Below are 18,282 nucleotides of genomic sequence, written 5' to 3'. Positions count from 1 at the left end.
AGGCCCAGGGAGAATGCAAACGGGATATTCCAGTTAATCGGCGGCGAGTTCTCCTGCGGCTGCTCGCCGGCACGGGTCTGCTCGATCGCCGCCCTGAGGCTCTCCTCGGTGATCTCTTCCTTGGGGATTTTGACGATGCCGCCCACGACCACGGCCGGGACTTCGAGAAATGCGTATGCGTTCCATCGCTCCCATCCGTCCACGTTCTCGACATCGATCCATTCGATCGCGAGGGCACCGCCATAGGCGCCTTCCAGGTCCGCGATCAGCGGATCGGTGAGCTCGCAGTCCGGGCACCGGTCCATGTGGTAGTATTCGAGGGGGATCGTTGAGGTCGCGGCTGCAGGAATGCACAGAGTGCATGCGATGAGCAGAACGGCAAGTACGTGCACTGCTTTCACGATCATGAGCCCTCCGTCATTCGCAGAGGTGTGCAGAGCACATCCATCCCTCCGCAGGACATCATCCCTCAGTCCTTTCCTTTCGGGGCAGATCGTCTTTCCCAGATGTAGAGGATAGGAAAAGAAACGATACCAATAAGCACGATTGCCTGGAGGAGGGGGACAACGGGATACCCCAGTGCCAGGTAGCGCAGAACAACGATTGCGGCTGCTATGAGGTAGAAGACAACCGATCGTGCAAGGGTGACGCGGCGCTCCCCGGCATCGATGAAGACGATGCGCGTCAGAAGCAGGCCGAGGATGACAAGGACAGGGAGCCAGAATATCTGGTTGATGGAGTATGCAAGGGACGCGTAGATATAGATCAGGAAGATCGCGACGGCAAGGACGGCATCGACCGCCTTCTCAACGAGGGCTCTTCTCTGCTTCGTCTTCTCCTCTCTCTGTTCTCCCAACCGGAGGGCGTGATGGAGAATGCTTATGGGGTTGGGGTCGTGCAGATTTTCCTTCCGCCTGTACCACACCCTGACACAGAAATATATTGCAGTGAGGATCGCTGCCAGAGGAAATGCAGAAGCCGTGGATAACGGCAAGTAGCCACCCACGGTGGGAATAGCAATGATGAGAAACAATATCCAGTAGATTGCGAGTGAGCGCAAGAGTTCCTCTTTGACGATATGATTAATCCTCATGCGTACACCACCGACGCGCCAGCAGGAATTGCAAAGGTAAATTCATTATCATCTGTTATGCAATTTATCGAGTAATCTTGATACTCCAGGTACAGGCTCCCATCCGGTCTGTAGATCTCCAATTCCAGGGAGTGGTCCGGGGTAAACCAGTTTAAGTAAACATTCAGTAAGGACATCCCAGCTGGTACATTGAGCAGATGAGTATCAGTCTCCCCCTGTGTAATCGTAAAATACTCACGGGTTCCGTACCCGTCCGCCTGCGAGAGAAGTCCCGCGACTCCGTCATTTTCGTTTCCGATACCTGCAGCTGAAACCACCGGCACGATGAAGGCGACGACGGCAAGAAGTCCTATAACGCGGCTGATCTTCATCAGAATCCACCGATGAGACATCGGAAGACCTCCGTATAAAAATTCTGTCCAATTTCTTTACACGTTTTATATACGCAAGCAGTACGTCGATCTCGGCGCGTGAGAGATCACCCGAGCGTCTCCGGAATAGCACGCAGGATCACGGGCATTCCGCCGAGAATCGTCCATTCCGCACCTTTCTGAAGGACAAGCGCAATACGGGAAAGGTGTTGCGCGGAATATTAAACCCCACCTCAAGGGGTTTTCCGAAAAATGACCGTTGAAGCAAGAAATTACTCACGACGAAACCAGGACTTTTTCTCCGACAAAACCCAGACGTGTAAATAATTTGCATACGTTATCGGTTAATGTAAAGAGTACCGCCGGCTAACCCGCTCCTCTCCTCTTCATTGTTCTCTCCCGGGCAGGTCCCTGCCCGGCACCGTACCCCCCCGGCAGGTGATCCGGCATCATCCCGACCACCCTACACTCAGCGCGTGGCCACCCCGTTCATGGGTTCGGCGGTGAACATCGCGCTCCCGTCCATCGCCGCTGAGTTCGCTCCCGACGCAGTATCGCTCAGTTTCGTAGCCTCGTCCACTTCCTCGCGACCGCGATCTTCGTCGGCGTGCGGGATTGACCGGCGTCACTCCGAAACGCAGTAAACGTAGTAGACCCGGCGGTCGCCCTCCGTCACGANNTCCACCCCGTGCACCTCGTTCTCGAACCCGGGGAAGAGCGCGTTGAACTCCTCTGATGATCGTAGGTAATCGACGATCGCCCGCGTCTCCGGACCGCATCGCTCCCCCGGCATGATGACCGGGATACCGGGAGGATAGGGGACGACCATCACCGCGACCGTCCTCCCCTCGAGATCGCTTGCGGGCACCGGCGTCACCTCGCCTCGAACCAGGCGGCGGTAGGCCTCCGCAGGTGTCATCACCTGTTCCGGTAATCTCGAGTAAACGTTTCGGACCATCTCTGCGATCGACTTCTCGCGCAGATGTTCGTGCATCTCCTGGCAGAGGTCGCGGAGCCCCCGTTCTGCATACCGGGCGGGATACTGGCGCACGAGATCGGGGAAGACCTCTTCGAGGGGGCTGTTTCGGTCGTAGAGGGCCTTGAATCGGAAGAGTTCCGCAAGCAGCGTCCCGGACTTGCCCTTGGTGATCCCGAGCGTGAAGAGGATCAGGAACGAGTAATGTCCGGTCTTCTCGACGACGATCCCTCTCTTCCGGAGGTACTTCGTGACGATGCTCGCCGGGATCCCCTGTTCCTCCATGCTCCCGCCCGGTCTGATCCCCGGGGTGAGGATCGTCACCTTGATGGGATCGAGCATGGCGTATCCCTCCTCAATGCCGTCGAACCCATGCCAGGTATCGTGGGGATGTAACAGCCAGCAGCCTGCCTGGTCCCGGAGCATCCAGTCCTCCACTTCTCCGAGCGGCCGCTCCGCCTCCTGGTCCATGATGCAATCGGGCTGCCAGACGGTGAACCACCAGTAGTCCTCCTCGGTGAAGGGGCCTCGCCGGATCTCTTCGGCCACTGTCACCATCTTCTTTCGAAAGACGATCGCCTCCTCGATCGCCTCCTCGACGAGGAACCTCCCCGAGTGACCGGCCATCATCTTGGTGGCGACGTCGAGGGACGCTATGATGGTGTACTGAGGTGAGGTGGAGGTGAACATCATGAACGCCTCGTTGAACCGCGGGTGGTCGACCGGTCCCCGGCCCTGCCTGACGTGGAGCATCGAGCCCTGCGAGAAGGCGGCGAGGACTTTGTGGGTCGACTGGGTGGCAAAGACCGTCGGCCCGACCGTATCTGTGGTGTGCATCCCGTAGCGTCCCGCATACAGGGGATGGAACCGGGCGTAGCCGAACCACGCCTCGTCGTAGTGGAGGTATGGAACCACATTCCGCAACTGCTCCTCGATCCTCTCTGTGCTGTAGCAGATCCCGTCGTAGGTGGAGTTCGTGATCACGGCCATCTTGATCGTCTCTGCCGCAGGGTCGTCGATGAGCGGGGAGTTGCGGATCTTCTCTGCGATGACCTCGGGGTGGAACTCGCGGCTCTGAATGGGACCGATGATCCCATACTCGTTCCGGGTTGGTATGAGGTAGATGGGGATGGCACCGGTCATGATGATTGCGTGCATCACGGATTTGTGGCAGTTCCGGTCGACAAGGACAACGTCGCCGGGGGTAACGGTCGCAAGCCAGACGATCTTGTTCGCGGCCGATGTCCCTCCGGTGACAAAGTAGGTCCGATCGGCCCCGAAGACCTCCGCGGCCTTCCGTTCCGCCTCACCGACGACGCCGGAGTGCTCGAGGAGCGATCCAAGTTCCGGCACCGAGGCCGAGAGGTCGGCCCGCAGAGCGTTCTCGCCGAAGAAATTGTAGAATATCCGGCCTGCGGCGCTTTTGAGAAACGCGACGCCCCCCATATGCCCCGGGGTATGCCAGGAATACTTGTACTCCTCAACGTAGTCCATCAGCCCATGGAAAAATGGAGGAAGGATATCAATGAGGTAACTTGTCGCCGCCCGTTTGATGTGGCCGGCGATGAAGCTGGGGGTATCCTCAAGTTTCCAGATGTAGCCGTCAATCCGGGATATGACGCTCAAAGGAATGGCGGAGATCGCCAGTTTTTCGGTGTTTAAGAATATCGGAACCTTCGGATTGCGCTCCCTGATGAGGGTGATGACGTCGGCTGCGGTGAGCATGCCGTCCGCGGCCTCGGGGGTGAGTTCCCAGTCGATGACGATGCAGCTTGCATGCGGGTGCGACAGAAATGCGTGAACCCCGTCGCGAGCATTCAGAGCCTCGATTATGGAGAAACCTTCGTCCTTCAATTCTTTGATGATCTCGCGAGATGCACGGCCTTCAGCAGTATCTGAATGCAACTCATCGTCGATGATGAGAATAGGGAACTCCTCCAGGTAATCCATGCGGCCACACCCTTGGAATGATGATCTGGGGCGTCTTTTAGGTTCGGACGGGACCACTCCTCCATTTCCATGGCGGGATACAGACAGTCCACCTTATAGACCAATGTCTTCCATGTGGGTATTTTGTGCCTAAAGCGTATCGGTATCGCCTCTACCCGAAAGATCCAGATCTCTTGGGGGGAGCGGACGCCATTCTTCCCCGTCTCCGTGCCACGTCCCTCACCACAACCCGGTTATCATCGCTCCTGGCGCGAGGAACGCGGTCAGGAGGAGGAGGATGGGCTGGTGCAGGAAGTAGATGAGGAGCGAGTGCCGGCCGAGGAACGAGAGGGGATGCGCAAGCCTCGGTTCTCTCGTCGTGAGTACAAATCCGCGTCGTCCGTCCGGATAGTAGAGGTGCCCGAACGCCATCCCGGCGAGGACAAGGCCGAACCAGGGGAGGAGCGGGACGTAGTCGAGACTCGCGAACGACTCCGGATGGATGCCGAGCCAGAGGAGGGGCCACGGGCCCGGGATGGCGTTTGTGGCGTAGCCCGCAACCAGGCAGGCGATGCTTGCAAGGATGAGATTCGTCGCGCCAAAGCGCGCAAAGAGCGGCGCGATCAGGATGGCGACCCCGATGAAATGGAGAATGCCAAAGACGATATAGACATTCGGCAGGAAGAACCAGGTAACAGCAGTTATGACGAGCCCGTAGCCGAATATCGTAAGGCCGCGCCGGACGTATTTGAGCGTGAGGTCCCGCCCGGCAAGCCGCTCCGAAGCCCGGGCATAACTGATGGTGAAGGAGAGCCCGACGAGGAAGATGAATGTCGATGCGGTCAGGTAGGCGAGCATCCGAAGGAAGCCGCTCGAGACGTTGAGCGGCAGGACTCCGAAGAAGTTGAGGTCGAAAGCGGCATGGAAGATGATCATCGTCACGACGGCGATACCCCGGACGATATCGATCTCCCAGTAGCGCTCTCCCGGCATAGTCTTCGCCGTCAGAAGAATCTTCGCCTGATCGGGGCCCCGCAGTCAGGGCAGGTCTTCATATCGGCGATCTCCTTCTCTTGCTCCTCGGTAGGTTCGTTATAGATCCGGGTGAATCCGCACTCCCGGCTGCACTCGAGAACGATGAACGGACTACAGATCCGGCCCATGACCCTTCACCCCGTCTACCTGATGCAGGTATATCATCTCTGTACACTCATAGCGGCAATCTGATAAGCATTTACCCGGGGTCGGGAAGGGAGTATTATTTCACGTCACCGCATAGCAAGTATGGAAACGGGCCTATGAACAACCGAGACGAACATATCATAGAGGCTGCCGGAAGGTGCCGGGTCGTGATTCAGAACGGTCGTGTGGTCGAGGTCGGGACGCCCCTGATCGAGGACTGCCCACTGGCGCGACGGTTTGCCTGCCCGGTCGAGGAGATGACGCCTGAGGCGATCCGAAGAAACATCGAAGGGAGAATCCGGTCGTTTGGGATGTGCACTCCGGATCGGGAGGTTCTTGCCGGTCCGGACTTCGTCATCTTCGGGGCATCGGAACTCTTGAGCAGCGCTGTCCGCCGGGGAGACCTCGACGCTGTGGTGATCGTATCCGACGGGGCAGGGACGCTTGTCGCGGCGAATCCCGCCCTCATCCAGGGGATCGGCGGCCGGATGTCGGGCCTCGTAAAGACTTCCCCTATCCCTGAGGTGATCGCACGAATTCGGGAGAACGGGGGCGTGGTCCTTGACCCGAAGACCGCCACGATCGACCAGGCCGCCGGCGTTGCCCTTGCGCGATCGCTCGGGCACCGGCGGATCGCCGTGACCACCGCCGTTGCCGCCGAGGCTGCGGTAATCCGGGAACACTTCCCCGAGACCGTCATCGTTGCCGTTCACACGACCGGGATCTCGCGAGAGGACGCGGCGCTGATGGCGAGATCTGCCGATCTCCTCACTGCCTGCGCGTCGCAGCACATCCGCGATGAGGCGGCGAAGGCCGCGCTCCTGCAGGCAGGGACATCAATCCCGGTCTTTGCGATGACCAAAGCGGGAAAGGCGATCATTCTCGGGAAAGTCGCGGAGACCGATCAGCCGGTCATCGTCCACGGAGCGCGCCTCCCGGTTCCGGGCTCTCAGTCTCCCTCGCCGCTCTGCTGATTACTGGTCTGATATGCCGATATGATCCGGGAGTTCGGAGAATTCTGAAAGGATGATATCGGCCTCAACGTCACTTGGCCGGCTTGCGCGCCAGTCGCCGTAGGCGGCAAACGCGGTCACCATCCCTAGATGCCTCCCGGGAGCGATGTCGCGAACCAGGCTATCGCCGACCATCATCGCCTGCGCAGGAGGGGTCTCGAGTTTCCGGAGGGCGTAGAGGAGCGAGTCCGGTTCCGGTTTCCGTCTCCCCGAGACCTCCGGTGTCACCACGACCTCGAAGTAATCGATGAGCCCGGTCTTTGTGAGCCGCTGGTGTGCATGGAGCAAATCTGCGTCGGTGACGACCGCGAGCCCAATCCCGGCGTCTCTGAGGAACTGGAGCGTCTCTTCGACACCTGGGTACGCCTCGACCAGGTCGAGTTTCACGTCTTCGTAGGTGCGGCAGCAGACCTCAAACGTCCTGGGTTCGTAGACCCCGAGACGCTCGAGGTAGTCACGTATGTTTTCATGATCTTCAAACCCATGGATTCCCCGGAGAAACTCTGAAAAGAGCATCTCCGCGTCTCCAACACCGAGATAATCGACCACGCACCGGCAGGCCTCACGCTTTGCTCCAACAAGGTCAAAGAGAGTGTTATCCATATCGCAGAGGATCGCCTCTACCGTTCTATGCCGAGTTTTTGGAGTTGTCTGCATATCTCCAGTTCCCTGGTGAATTCATGATATGTTTCGTCGTCAAAAAATCGCACCTTCAGCTCATCAAGATCGTTGCCCTTCCCGCCGTATTCCCCGAAGACGGCAAAACCGTTGCAACCCACGAATCCAAAGACGGCAGCAAGATTGAAGAGCAGCCGCCGGAATCCCTGGGCCGTACAGGTTGTTGTCTCTAACCTGTATGGGCGGTCAAAGTAGAAGTACTCAAGCCCTTCAGCCATGCAGAGATCCGCCATGTAGACGTCGGCTGTCAGAAGCACCGGGAGAGCATACCGTTCCTCTTCGAACTTCCGGAGCGCTTTGACAATATTGCGATCGTTCTCTTCCGTCAGGTGCGTATGAGGGCCTGGCGATGCGATCTCTGTCGCCCGGTCGCGGATGATGCGATACTCTTTCAGAGCTAGGTATGCCGCTTTTCGGGATCTCTTCATCCGCTTGTTCTCGAGTTCCTTGATATAGTCTCGCAAGCCCGGTGCATGCGCCACCATCTCCTCGATCTTTTTTGCCGGGTACTTACGGTTGATTGCGTATGCGATCTCGTCGCGGACGGTCTCAACGATCAGGTAGGAGGCATGATCGATCTCCGGGTTGTTTGTTGCAAAGCCATGGTAGAAGAGATTTGTATCCAGACCAAAGAAGACGGCTTTCTTGAGTTGCCCATACGATGTGAGCATTGCATCGAAGGCGGCCTGGTTTGCGTAGCGGGCGACCCCGCTTGCGAGCATGCATTCCAGGAAGTCTGCGTAGTTGGGAAGTTCGGCGGCAATCGGCTCGTACTCCGCGAGCCAGCCCTGGAAGGTCTCGCGTGATGCAAGGAGATCCAGGGAGTAGCCGATGCCTTCTGGGCGTGCAACGAGGATATCCCCCTCATAGAGCGGATATGTGACGTTGATCTCATCTAGGCTGTTTAAGAGGATCTGCAGCTCATCTTCCCTGATGACTGCATCATTCATGGCCTTACCCCCGCATCCTCCATGATATCCCGGATCTTCTGGATCTGATGAGGGATCATCATGTACGGTTTTGCAACGTTGTCTGTCGTCTTCATGGCAAGATAGTAAATGTGTCTTAGATCGAGTCCGGCGAGTGAGACCGCGATGAGTGCTCCTGCGACGATGACCTTCCTCCCGGAGGTGATATCGATCGCCACGTAAAACCCCTGCTGGATGAGGTCAGCGACGAGAGAGCGGATCGTCCGCCCGGCCTGCACAAAGTCTGCTTCAGGCAGAACCTCCACCCTGATTACCGGAGTGAAGCCATATCCCTCCGATATTATCCGGATGGCCTCGGCTACGGTCGATGTCTTCGATGCATAGGGTTCCTCGGTTACGATAGAGACCTGTTTGGGGCGCAACCCCTTCTCCCGCAGGACTGCATGATATGCGTTGACGAGAGCCCATGTTGAGCGTCCCAGAAGTGCTATGTAGGCATCGCCCTGGGCGGTGATCATGAAGAAATCACTGCTCAATGACTCACCCTGTCGCTATATAGGCTTTGTTGGAGGTTCGCTCCTCGAATTAGATCTCAGAGACGAGAACCCGAGCGATTTGCTTCCTTATTTTGGCGATAATTGGCTGCAGAGCGAGTATCCGAAGACTGTATCCGATCAGATGTCAGATTCTGGCAGTTTTTTGTTGCCAGAGTCTTGAAAAACCTCTTTAAAGCGAAAGAAACTGGAAAAATAACGCAAAATATTTGGCAACTCTTTTATGATCAACCCCCCACTGTGCTACAGAAGCGCGAGTATATCCCTGGAGAGATCTGTTTTATGAAGAAGAGAAAAACTCAATTGAGGGCACCTGCTGAAATCTGGGGATTGGCGGACCCCGACCAGCAGAGGAAGGGCCGCCAGGATGCTATCGATGACGGTGATCTCATTGAGATCACCCGAATGGGAAGAGATATAGGCATCATGTATCCCCTTGCAGTCTCGGCGCGGGCTGCAGAGATTATGGTGCCATTCCCAAACATCCCGCAGGAGACTGTTACGGAGAATTTGTGGGACATCCTACATGCGTTCAGGGATAAAGCCAGTACGACGACCGAGGAGGAGTTCGAGTTTCAGGCGAGCATCTACCTGAATGGTCTCGTTCCCACCCTCACGTTCAAGGCCACTGTCTCCCCGGGAGACGACGGCGAGCCGGTCATCACCATCATGCTGCCGGACGAGAACTGGGAGACGATTGGAGGCGGCTGTCGCCACCATGCCTACAGTGATCGGATGCTCACCGTTGATGACGTCGCCTCAACCCTGAACTTCACCCCCGGCCGAATCCGGGAGTTCATTCGGGAAGAGCGGATCCCGGCCGTCAAGTGTGGAGGATCCTGGCGGATCAGGCGTTCTGAACTCGAGCGGATTATGAACGAAGGTTTCTAACCGGCTGTTTTGTGATGGTTGCAGGCCGAACAGGCGGGTGTTAATACAGTGAACGGGAATACCTTCTCTACCTTTCAGGAGGAGGGATTCCACGCTGATACCGCTTGTCTGGATATACTGGGCGATCAGCCTCACTATTGCGACGTATGCGGCAGCCGTCGTCGTCAGGCGGTTCCCAGGGTATGGGTTTGCCACCCTGACCGGCCTGTATATCATTTATCTCGGCGCCTCGCAGATCATTGCAGCCCGAATCATCGAGTTCGATCTCGGCATCGTCACGCTGGTTGCGCCTGCTTCTGTCTTCATTTATCCGTTTATAGCACAGGCGATCGACATGATCAACGAGGTCTACGGGAGATCGATGACTCAGGTCGCCATCCTCATCGCACTGCTCTCGCAGATCCTCCTTGTCATCCTCATAGTCATGACAAACTCCCTTTCTCCGGCTCCGGCCTTCCAGTTCGAGGAGGCATGGCAGAGCATCTTCACGCAAGGGTTGTGGATCATCCTCGCGTCCTGGGTTGCGTTTCTGGTCAGTCAGACTCTCGATTCATATGTTTTCGACCGGCTGAAACGTGCATACCCTGATCGGATCGTTCTAAGGAGCGCTTTCTCCGATGTCGCCGACCTGACCCTCGACAGTATCATCTTCGTGAGCATTGCTTTCTTCACTGCCGGCATCCCGCTCCTCCCCCTGATCATTGGGCAGGTCGTCAGCAAGGGTCTCATTGGGCTCCTTGACACACCCTGGTTTGTCTGGTATAAACGCTATCTTGGCACCGGGTGATTCACAGCAATCAGGGAGTACGGGAGAAAAAATTTCCTGAAATAGGTTATAATTAAAACATTCTATATTGATTGGGCATGGAAAACAAACATTTTTAATTTTTGGGCGTATACTTCTCATAATGTGCACTAGGACCCCACGAGAAATTCTGAGCGGTGCTTTCGCCGATATCCGCGTTAAGATCTACGATTCGGCGACAGAACAGTTAGATCGTGCGGGTGGGTATGTGTCCTGGTTGGCTGGCAAACGTGTGTTTTTTGGGACGCCGTATACATCGGCATGTGCGATCTTTGGAACCACATGCCTTTTCCTCCTGCTGTCTGATGGAGGAGTGTCGGGTATTCCGGCGTTCTCAACGCTTGAGACCACATGTCCTCTTGTCTGCCTTCCCGGGCTGTTTGGGCCGAATGGGACTTCTTTTCTTGCCTATTGGACGAAGAAGTGGGCTGAAGGGAACAAAAGTGAACATGCCCCTGGTAAGGAGGATGCCTCACAGTTGAATCCTGAAGTATCTCAGGTAGATACGCCAGAAAAGGTATCTTCAGGGGGACATGCCTGGCTTGACGGTGATACGAAGGTCTTTGAGAAACTTGACCTGATCCCCGACGCCCTTCGGCAGTATGACGATCTTGTTTACGGGGAGGGGAGAGGTGCCACGCACCCCCCCGACGGACAGGGCAAGGCAGGAAGATCTCTTAACTTCCCATCCGGGTGCAATCCGGCTGATGACGTGCCCGGTAAGCCAGACGAGCCTCAGGAGCTTCCCGCAGTCGGCCTGAGCATCCCGCAATTTGGGTCCCGCGGTGATAAAGATCTCGCGATAACACCGGGACTCAATGATCGGAATGACGAATCAGTCCCGGATCTTGCTGAACGCAAAGCCCGTCTGTCTGAGGATGTTCTGCCTGATCTCTCTGAGGATTGGCTCGAAATATCAGAAGATATTCCTGATCTGCCTGACGATGCTCCAGGCTCTGGCGAACAAGAGGCAGTTACTACCCCCCTTCTTGATGAAGGCCGTTCGATAGAGTCGCTCATCGGTGATCTCGGTAGCGATGACGCCATGCTTCGTGAACGGGCTCAAGAGACCCTCGTGAAGCTGGGAGCCGATGCCGTGGCTCACCTTGTCCGGGCCCTCGCTCTTGTGGATGAGGAGAGACGGTGGTGCGTCGCCGAAACGCTCGCTTTGATTGGTGAAGATGCAATCCCGGCGCTGATCGCCGCCCTCGGTGAGACTGCGACGCAGACCAGGGCAGCTGCAACTCTCGTGCGTATCGGCAAGCCCGCTGTGCCCTCGCTCATTGCCGCGCTCGGCTCCGGTGACGACGAAGTGCAGTTCGGCGCCCACTATGCGCTCCGTGAGATTGGAGAAGTTGCGGTGCCCTCCCTCGTTGAGGCCCTAGGTGCACCTGATGGGGAGATCCGGAGATCTGCTGCAGAGATCCTGCGGGAACTCGGCTGGAGACCGCCTGATGAGATCGGGACGATCCGGCACCTCATCGCCAGCGAGGCATGGCCTGATGTGGCGGATTACGGTGAGGCCGCTATAGAACCTCTTATCAGCATCCTCCGGTCTCCGGATAGGGAGAGGTGGTGGCATGCGGCCAGGACTCTTGGTGAGATTGGAGAGGCCTCAGTTGGCCCCCTGATCGAACTGTTGCGCGATGCGGATCAGGAACTCCGATCGCTTGTGGTGATGGCGCTTGGGGAGATTGGCCTCCCTGCGGTCAACCCGCTCATCCGATTGCTTTCCGATCCCGACATCCGGGAAATGGCGGCCGCAGCCCTGATCAAGGTTGGGGAGCCGTCAGCTGAAGCGTGTGTCCGCGCTCTGGACGATGCGGATTCTGATGTCATCGAGGCACTTTGCGAAGTCCTCTATGCTCTTGGGGAGGCTGCGGTCCCGCCCCTGATTCAGGCGCTGACCTCCGACCGGTCACGTCGCCATGCTGCTGCCATTCTGGAGAGGATGGGCTGGGAACCCTGGGACAGTACCGAACGAGCATGGTATCTGATTGCCCGGGAAGAGTGGATGGAGCTTGCCCTGATGGGTGCGCCGGCTGTTGAGCCCCTTATCCGAACGCTCAACGGCAGCGACGATCGCGTTCGCTGTGAGGCTGCGGTAACGCTCGGGGAGATTGGCCTTCCTGAGGCGGTAGAACCGCTTGTCAATGCTCTCAGAGATGACGTTGTTGCCCCGGCCGCGGCAGACGCCCTCGTCGCTATCGGTCAACCTGCTGTAACTCCGGTCCTTGCGCTGCTTGACGGAGGATCTGATGCCGTCCGGGAGAATGCCGTCGAGATCCTCGGCAAGCTCAGAGCACCCGAGGCCGCTCCGGCCATCGTTGAACTGCTCAGGGACGGCGGTGATCGCCTCCACCGGAGGGCCGTTGACGCTCTGATCAACATCGGTGCCCCTGCTGTAACACCCCTCATACCTCTTCTAGGAGAGGCTGGCGACGGGCACGATGGTGCGGTGACTGCGCTCACCGGTATTGGTGAGGCTGCGGTGGAGCCGCTTACCGATCTGCTCACCGATGAGAACGCCATGACTCGCCTGGGCGCGGCTACGGTCTTAAACCGGTTGGGCTGGAGACCAGGAGGTGTGGATGAACAGGCTGTGTATCTCATCGCTCTGCAGCAGTGGCAGGATGTCGTGAGCCTTGGGGCCCCGGCTGTCGAACCCCTTTTGGTGCGGCTTGCCGACCCGGATACGGGTGTCAAGGCCGGTGCGATCAAGTCGCTTGCCAGGATTGGGACCCCTGCAATCCCTCACCTGATTCGCCTGCTCGGCGATGAGGCTCGCCTGGACCCCGCAGCCGATACGCTGGTGCGGATCGGGGAGGCGGCCGTCGAGCCGCTTATCGGGGTCTTAAGTGAGGATGAACTCCGTCAGATGGCTGTCGGTGTCCTGGTCAGGATCGGGGCTCCTGCTGCCGGTCCCCTCGCCTCCGTTCTCGGGCACCCGAATATCGGGCCGATTGCGGCGGATATCCTGACGACAATCGGTGCTGCGTCCGTCAATGCGCTGGTTCTTGCGCTCGGGAGCGCTGACCCCCTGACCCGGCAGAGATCTGGGGATATCCTTGTCAGCTTTGGGGATATGGCCGTTGGCTCGCTCATTGAGGCGTTGGGGCACTCGAACGACACTCTCCGGCTGGAGGCGGCCAATACCCTCACCCGGATCGGGAAACCAGCCATCGACGATCTTACGACGGCCCTTCTAGACGTGCATTACGCTGTGCGTCTGGGAGCGGCGGAGGTCCTCGGGCGGATTGGCTGGGTGCCGGAGACCGAGAGCGAGACCGTCCACTACCTGATCGCGAAGGAGCAGTGGGCATCCGTTGCAGAGCTTGGCCCCATAGCAGTTGAGCCGCTCGTGAAGGCGCTTGATGACCCTGACAGTGCGGTCCAGATGGGCGCGGCGCGGGCTCTTGGCATGATTGGAACACCCGCGGTCAGGAGACTGATAGATGAACTTCGCACCGAGCAGGAGGGCGGACAGAGAAGAGCAATCGAGGCGCTCAAGACGATCGGAGAGCCTGCGGTCGTCCCGCTCATCGATGCTCTCTGTGACCGCGACTGGCATATCCGCCTTGGGGCAGCGCGGGCGCTTGTCACCATAGGAGACCCGGCTGTCGAGCCGCTGGTTCAGGCTCTCCGCAACGGCTCTCCGGTTGTCCAGATGGGGGCAGCTGCAACGCTCGGCAAGATCGGGAACCCGGGTGCAATCGATTCTCTTATAGATACGCTCCTGCATGAGGACTGGCACGTGGGTCGCGTTGTTGTCCGGGCTCTAGGCATGATGGGCGAGGAGGCGGTCGAACCGCTCCTCCGCGTCCTCCGGGAAGGGAATGATACCGCCAGAATGGGTGCGGTGATGGCCCTGGTGCTCATCGGCGATCCGGCGCGTCGGCTGCTGCCTGCCGCACTCAAGGACGGGCATTTCCGCGTTCGCGCCGGGGCTGCGGACGCTCTCGACCGCCTGGGCTGGGTGCCGGCCCCGGGAGAAGAGACGGCGGTCTATCTCATCGCAAAGGAACGATGGAGCGATCTGATCCCGCTTGGCACGGTCGCGGTCGGGCCGCTGGTCGCGGTGCTCCTGGACTGCGATGACAGCATCCGGCGGCGGGCGGCCAAGGTCCTCGGCGAGATCCGTGATCCGTCTGCGGTCCCGGCGCTCATATCTCTTCTTCACGACGAGTACTACAGCGTCCGGCGGGAGGCAGCGGCGGCACTCGTCAGTATCGGGGCCCCGGCTATGGATGCGGTCGTATCCGCGCTCGTTGATCCGGACGACGATGTTCGGAAACGCGCGGCGGACGTCCTGGCGGAGATCGGGGATGCACGGGCGGTCGATCCTCTCCGAAGTCTCCTCAATGACCCGGATTGGTACGTCCAGAGGGCTGCAGAGGATGCGATTGAGCAGATCACGCATCGGGCGGACGAAGGATAAGCCCCGACTGGTCTTTTGTTGTCGGGAGTCGAGACTGCATTGGGGTGCCTGCGGGTGAAGCAGAGCACCCCGGATCACCCCTGGCAGGGGCATTTGAGATAACCTCTAGAATAGAACCGGGATCTATATCAGACCCAATATTGAGCGCATCTAGGATTTTTAAAAATGATGAAAGTTGGCCGACTGCAATTCCGGCCTTAGGCATCCACGTCGATCCTTGAGATATAAGCCACGCCCACCTTCGCCCGCCGGATCCGGGTGCTGTCTTTGAGATGCCGCATATCGATGAACGGAGCCTCGCTCAAGATCTTTTCGATCTGTCTCGTGAGATCGAGCCCTGCATCCCATGGCACCCCCCGGAAGATGACCCCGTGATTGTGGAGCTGCAGTTGCTGTGTCCTTGGCCGATTCAGATCGGTGAGGGCTGAAAGGCATTCGTCGTTGCAGGCCGAGTAGTCTACTCCGAACCCGAAGCTGACCATCGTGTCGCCGTGGTACTTTGGCTCATCGTCATCATCGAGCCATTCTTTTACATTCGCTTCAGAATTGATGGGAAGACCGTTTTCCGGGGCAAATGCGGCAATGGGCGACTTCTTCACTCCGAGGCTCCGGACCCCATCGACGACGGCCCACATGGCAAGTGCGATGATGCCGGCAAAGTCGCGCTTCTGCTCCCTGGCAAGCTCAAAGAGTGTGCGGTATACGTCGGAGAGCGCGATGCTCCCCCCATCTCCCGCATCGATGGTGACGATCTCGTGAAACGGCCCGTTGAGCGCTACGTTATATCCGGTATAGATGTAGAGTTCCCCGGTATCCTTCACCGGCGTGAAGAAGTCCGGTGTGGCGTTTCCATCGGTCGGGAGCCATACCACCGAGCCGTGCAGCGTGATCATCTCTCCTAGGAGCGGGAGCGCATCTGTCACACCCTTGCCGAGCGCGCCGATGCCGAGCGAGTACTGGAGGGCTGAGAATGGTATTGCACGGATATCTTCCTCCGTCAGGCGGGCGCGCAGCATCTTATCCAGTCTGCCGACGACCCGGAGCGACGAGCTCTGCGTAGAGGCCCGCTCTATGGTATACGTAACGCCGTTTCTGACGACCGGAGCCCGTGTGATCTCGTTGATGACCGAGAGACTGTCGAGCGGTCTCTTGCAGGCGGCGATGGCCTCCTCGACCCCTGCATAGATGGAGAATATCGGTGTTACTCCGGCCATATCGAGAACGCTCTTTGGGTAATCCTGAATTCCAGCGAGGGCCAGGATGCCGCCGCGTTCCTTCAACTGCTTCTTCGTGGCGACGAGGACCCGGATGCCCGCACTGCTCAGGTAACTCAGTTCGGCAAGGTCAAAGACGACCGACCGGTCATCGTCCTGCAGCGATGCCGAAATGGCATCGGCGAGTTGTCCCGCGCCGTAACCATCAAGCCTTCCGCGCAGACAAAATGTTAAAATGCCATCTTTTCTCTCGGTCTGCAGTTCCATGTGTATCCAGGTATTGATATTGAGCTTTCGGCGGTTAACTCTTCTCAAATTGAATTTTGGTTCCTGTGGATAACTTATGCGGCAAATCCGCCATCAAGTCGAGAATTATGGGATAATAGAGAGCGTCCGCTCATCTGATTAGAATCTCAGGATAGATTGAGTGCGAGGGAGGCGATTTGAACGCCCGAACACCTACGTGACAAGGCCCTCAACCTTGCGCCTTTGACCTGTCTCGGCAACCCTCGCTCTGTTCCCTATATACAACGCACTGCAACAAGAAATACCTTGCTCTCCCGGGAGGGGGAGTTCTCTCTGGTCCCGGGCTTGAGGTCTACCTTGGTGGCATCTGCCATGCTTTACAGCCACATGCCGGTCTCCTGCGACCTACTTCGGTGTATATTTATGCGCCTCACGCGAATATTCCCTTATGTGGGCTGACATCTCACGGGAGTTTGCCGACTCACCCTCCCAGAGCCGCGTCGTCCGGTTCCTGCTTGAGAACGGATTCGGCATCAACGAGGAAGGACGGATTGCCTGCAACGGCATCGAGATCCCCGCTACGCACATCGGCAGGGCTATCGATACTGACCGTCGGGTCGTTGACGCCACAGCCCGTCGCATCCTCGAAAATCCGGAGCTCCGGGAGGTCTTTCTTCGGATGCGCGCCGCGCCCGATCTCTCCCGGGTCGCGGAGGCCCTCGGCCTCTCGGTTATCACACTTTATCCAAAGGATGCGCAACAGAAGGGGATTGTCGGCGCAGCGGTCAAAGTCCTCGTCGATCACGATCTCTCCATCCGCCAGATATTCGTCACCGATCCTTACCTTGCAGAGGAGCCAAAACTTGTGATGATCGTGGATGAAGCGCGGGTTCCGGCATCGGTTTACGAGGAACTGCGCGCGCTCCCCCAGGTTGACCGGCTGGTTATCTAAAAAGTTCCATCTCCTGCCCGAGCCGGCAGATCCGCTTCCTCTGTCTTCTCGGAAGAGCGACTGCATGCAGCATACGCCCTTCCATGGTAATGACACGGGTCCCCTTCACCAGGTTGTCTGCGTGGGCGACAATCTTCTCTTCGAGTCTCCGGGGCATGCAGTCGCGTGGGGTCAGGTTGAGGAGCGAGCATTCGTCGGCCGTCAGCCCGGCGCCGATGTGCCGCTCGACGATAGCGACGATCGCTTCATCGAGCCCGAACGACCGACACATCTCTGCACCCACCTCTGCGTGATGAATATCATGCGTCACACCCCGGCCGATGTCGTGGAGGAGGGCGCCAGCCTCGACCAGGTCGCGGTCGACGAGGGGATCGGTAGCATACGTGAGTGCAAGGTCACGCACCGCCCGGCAGTGTGCGATGACCCCCTCCGAGCACCCGGCACGCCTGAGGAGGTCGATACAATCCTGCTCACGCACTTCCGAGGCTCTCCTTGATCTTGTTGACCCTTCTCCTGAGTGCGTTGGCGAGGAGTTCGTTATCGAAGTGCTCAAGCATCTCTTCGCAGTTCGGGCACTCGAAGTTCCAGTTCGCGGCATCGGCGAAGGTGTAGATTGCGCCGCAGCCCTTGCAGATATAGAAGTCGTTCTTCTCTTCGTAGGCGAGCCGCGCGTCGAGATGTTCAAGTGCATTCTTGATCTCCTCCTCGATCACCTCGTTGAGGCGATCCATGCGGAGATGCCAGAGATATGTAAGCCAACCGGTCTCGGTGTTCTTCAGCCGCCGATACTCGGCAAGGCGTTTTTCATACAGAGTATACAGCGTGTGACGGACAGTATTGAGGTTGACCCCGGTCTTCTCGGCAAGTTCCTCGTCGCTGTGCTCCCCAACTTCTGGGAAGCGCCTGAGAAGATCGACCCCTTCATCCCCGATCATGCGCTGAATGTAGGCGTGGATTGCTGGATCATTCAACAGCTCATTGACGGATACCATGCTCAATTCTCCCCTATAC

Annotated in this window: 17 protein-coding genes and 1 tRNA gene; 5 read left to right on the top strand and 13 right to left on the bottom strand. The window is 58.1% G+C overall.

Annotated features, from left to right (window positions below):
• The 6 genes from ACI94_RS00615 to ACI94_RS00590 form a co-directional block, all read right to left on the bottom strand.
• Positions 1–407, bottom strand: a 407-nt coding sequence (locus ACI94_RS00615; protein WP_286680967.1) for a hypothetical protein, incomplete at its 3' end; no start/stop codon positions are given.
• Between the two features lie 62 nt (positions 408–469).
• A complete protein-coding gene (locus tag ACI94_RS00610) occupies positions 470–856 on the bottom strand; it encodes a hypothetical protein (RefSeq protein ID WP_286680966.1) in 387 nt (128 codons plus the stop codon).
• A gap of 233 nt (positions 857–1,089) precedes the next feature.
• A complete protein-coding gene (locus ACI94_RS00605; protein WP_286680965.1) occupies positions 1,090–1,464 on the bottom strand; it encodes a hypothetical protein in 375 nt (124 codons plus the stop codon).
• A gap of 625 nt (positions 1,465–2,089) precedes the next feature.
• Entirely contained in the window at positions 2,090–4,390 is a 2,301-nt protein-coding gene (locus tag ACI94_RS00600) for an Orn/Lys/Arg decarboxylase N-terminal domain-containing protein (protein WP_286680964.1), read from the bottom strand.
• Positions 4,391–4,609: 219 nt separating this feature from the next.
• Positions 4,610–5,362, bottom strand: a complete 753-nt coding sequence (locus ACI94_RS00595) for a heparan-alpha-glucosaminide N-acetyltransferase (RefSeq protein ID WP_066958501.1) — start codon at positions 5,360–5,362, stop codon at positions 4,610–4,612.
• Positions 5,363–5,373: 11 nt separating this feature from the next.
• The gene (locus ACI94_RS00590; protein ID WP_169795900.1) at positions 5,374–5,532 is read right to left on the bottom strand and encodes a hypothetical protein; all 159 of its coding nucleotides are present in this window, start codon (positions 5,530–5,532) and stop codon (positions 5,374–5,376) included.
• Between the two features lie 135 nt (positions 5,533–5,667).
• Here ACI94_RS00590 and ACI94_RS00585 point away from each other — a divergent pair, with 135 nt between their 5' ends.
• The gene (locus ACI94_RS00585) at positions 5,668–6,525 is read left to right on the top strand and encodes a methanogenesis marker 8 protein (protein ID WP_066958499.1); all 858 of its coding nucleotides are present in this window, start codon (positions 5,668–5,670) and stop codon (positions 6,523–6,525) included.
• Here ACI94_RS00585 and ACI94_RS00580 read toward each other — a convergent pair whose 3' ends face one another.
• The 3 genes from ACI94_RS00580 to ACI94_RS00570 are packed head-to-tail and all read right to left on the bottom strand — an operon-like array spanning position 6,526 to position 8,707.
• A complete protein-coding gene (locus ACI94_RS00580) occupies positions 6,526–7,221 on the bottom strand; it encodes an HAD family hydrolase (protein WP_066958498.1) in 696 nt (231 codons plus the stop codon).
• The gene (locus ACI94_RS00575) at positions 7,185–8,192 is read right to left on the bottom strand and encodes a hypothetical protein (protein WP_066958495.1); all 1,008 of its coding nucleotides are present in this window, start codon (positions 8,190–8,192) and stop codon (positions 7,185–7,187) included. The genes ACI94_RS00580 and ACI94_RS00575 overlap by 37 nt, the downstream gene beginning before the upstream one ends.
• Positions 8,189–8,707: a hypothetical protein gene (locus ACI94_RS00570; protein WP_224732809.1), complete on the bottom strand. Its 519-nt coding sequence runs from the start codon at positions 8,705–8,707 to the stop codon at positions 8,189–8,191. The genes ACI94_RS00575 and ACI94_RS00570 overlap by 4 nt, the downstream gene beginning before the upstream one ends.
• A 300-nt stretch (positions 8,708–9,007) precedes the next feature.
• On the opposite strand from ACI94_RS00570, the gene ACI94_RS00565 reads away from it, so the two are divergent.
• From ACI94_RS00565 to ACI94_RS00555, 3 genes are all read left to right on the top strand, one after another.
• Entirely contained in the window at positions 9,008–9,616 is a 609-nt protein-coding gene (locus tag ACI94_RS00565; protein WP_066958595.1) for a helix-turn-helix domain-containing protein, read from the top strand.
• A 58-nt stretch (positions 9,617–9,674) separates the two neighbouring features.
• Positions 9,675–10,403: a queuosine precursor transporter gene (locus ACI94_RS00560; protein WP_330219248.1), complete on the top strand. Its 729-nt coding sequence runs from the start codon at positions 9,675–9,677 to the stop codon at positions 10,401–10,403.
• 496 nt (positions 10,404–10,899) lie between these two features.
• Positions 10,900–14,859: a HEAT repeat domain-containing protein gene (locus tag ACI94_RS00555; protein ID WP_286680963.1), complete on the top strand. Its 3,960-nt coding sequence runs from the start codon at positions 10,900–10,902 to the stop codon at positions 14,857–14,859.
• A gap of 197 nt (positions 14,860–15,056) precedes the next feature.
• On the opposite strand, the gene ACI94_RS00550 is transcribed toward ACI94_RS00555, so the two are convergent.
• A complete protein-coding gene (locus ACI94_RS00550; protein ID WP_066958489.1) occupies positions 15,057–16,340 on the bottom strand; it encodes an STAS domain-containing protein in 1,284 nt (427 codons plus the stop codon).
• A gap of 161 nt (positions 16,341–16,501) precedes the next feature.
• Positions 16,502–16,586 (bottom strand) — tRNA-Leu (locus ACI94_RS00545).
• Between the two features lie 181 nt (positions 16,587–16,767).
• Here ACI94_RS00545 and ACI94_RS00540 point away from each other — a divergent pair.
• Positions 16,768–17,271 (top strand): regulator of amino acid metabolism, contains ACT domain protein, encoded by a 504-nt coding sequence (locus ACI94_RS00540; protein ID WP_066958487.1) that lies wholly within the window; start codon positions 16,768–16,770, stop codon positions 17,269–17,271.
• Here the strand turns inward: ACI94_RS00540 and ACI94_RS00535 are convergent.
• Both ACI94_RS00535 and ACI94_RS00530 read right to left on the bottom strand, forming a co-directional pair.
• Positions 17,264–17,749: an HDIG domain-containing metalloprotein gene (locus tag ACI94_RS00535; RefSeq protein WP_066958485.1), complete on the bottom strand. Its 486-nt coding sequence runs from the start codon at positions 17,747–17,749 to the stop codon at positions 17,264–17,266. The genes ACI94_RS00540 and ACI94_RS00535 overlap by 8 nt on opposite strands.
• Positions 17,742–18,263: a transcription factor gene (locus tag ACI94_RS00530; RefSeq protein ID WP_286680962.1), complete on the bottom strand. Its 522-nt coding sequence runs from the start codon at positions 18,261–18,263 to the stop codon at positions 17,742–17,744. The genes ACI94_RS00535 and ACI94_RS00530 overlap by 8 nt, the downstream gene beginning before the upstream one ends.
• Positions 18,264–18,282: the final 19 nt, after the last annotated feature.

It is taken from the genome of Methanoculleus sp. DTU007 (assembly GCF_001512385.1).
GTDB lineage: Archaea > Halobacteriota > Methanomicrobia > Methanomicrobiales > Methanoculleaceae > Methanoculleus > Methanoculleus thermophilus.
Note: the sequence above shows the minus strand (reverse complement) of the source record. Positions and strands in the feature narration are given on the sequence as shown.

Bases quoted from the DNA above. Each gene is read 5' to 3' on its own strand.
- ACI94_RS00605 (WP_286680965.1), bottom strand. From the start codon at position 1,464: ATGAAGATCAGCCGCGTTATAGGACTTCTTGCCGTCGTCGCCTTCATC.
- ACI94_RS00595 (WP_066958501.1), bottom strand. From the start codon at position 5,362: ATGCCGGGAGAGCGCTACTGGGAGATCGATATCGTCCGGGGTATCGCC.
- ACI94_RS00590 (WP_169795900.1), bottom strand. From the start codon at position 5,532: ATGGGCCGGATCTGTAGTCCGTTCATCGTTCTCGAGTGCAGCCGGGAG.
- ACI94_RS00585 (WP_066958499.1), top strand. From the start codon at position 5,668: ATGAACAACCGAGACGAACATATCATAGAGGCTGCCGGAAGGTGCCGG.
- ACI94_RS00580 (WP_066958498.1), bottom strand. From the start codon at position 7,221: ATGCAGACAACTCCAAAAACTCGGCATAGAACGGTAGAGGCGATCCTC.
- ACI94_RS00575 (WP_066958495.1), bottom strand. From the start codon at position 8,192: ATGAATGATGCAGTCATCAGGGAAGATGAGCTGCAGATCCTCTTAAAC.
- ACI94_RS00565 (WP_066958595.1), top strand. From the start codon at position 9,008: ATGAAGAAGAGAAAAACTCAATTGAGGGCACCTGCTGAAATCTGGGGA.
- ACI94_RS00550 (WP_066958489.1), bottom strand. From the start codon at position 16,340: ATGGAACTGCAGACCGAGAGAAAAGATGGCATTTTAACATTTTGTCTG.
- ACI94_RS00540 (WP_066958487.1), top strand. From the start codon at position 16,768: ATGTGGGCTGACATCTCACGGGAGTTTGCCGACTCACCCTCCCAGAGC.
- ACI94_RS00530 (WP_286680962.1), bottom strand. From the start codon at position 18,263: ATGGTATCCGTCAATGAGCTGTTGAATGATCCAGCAATCCACGCCTAC.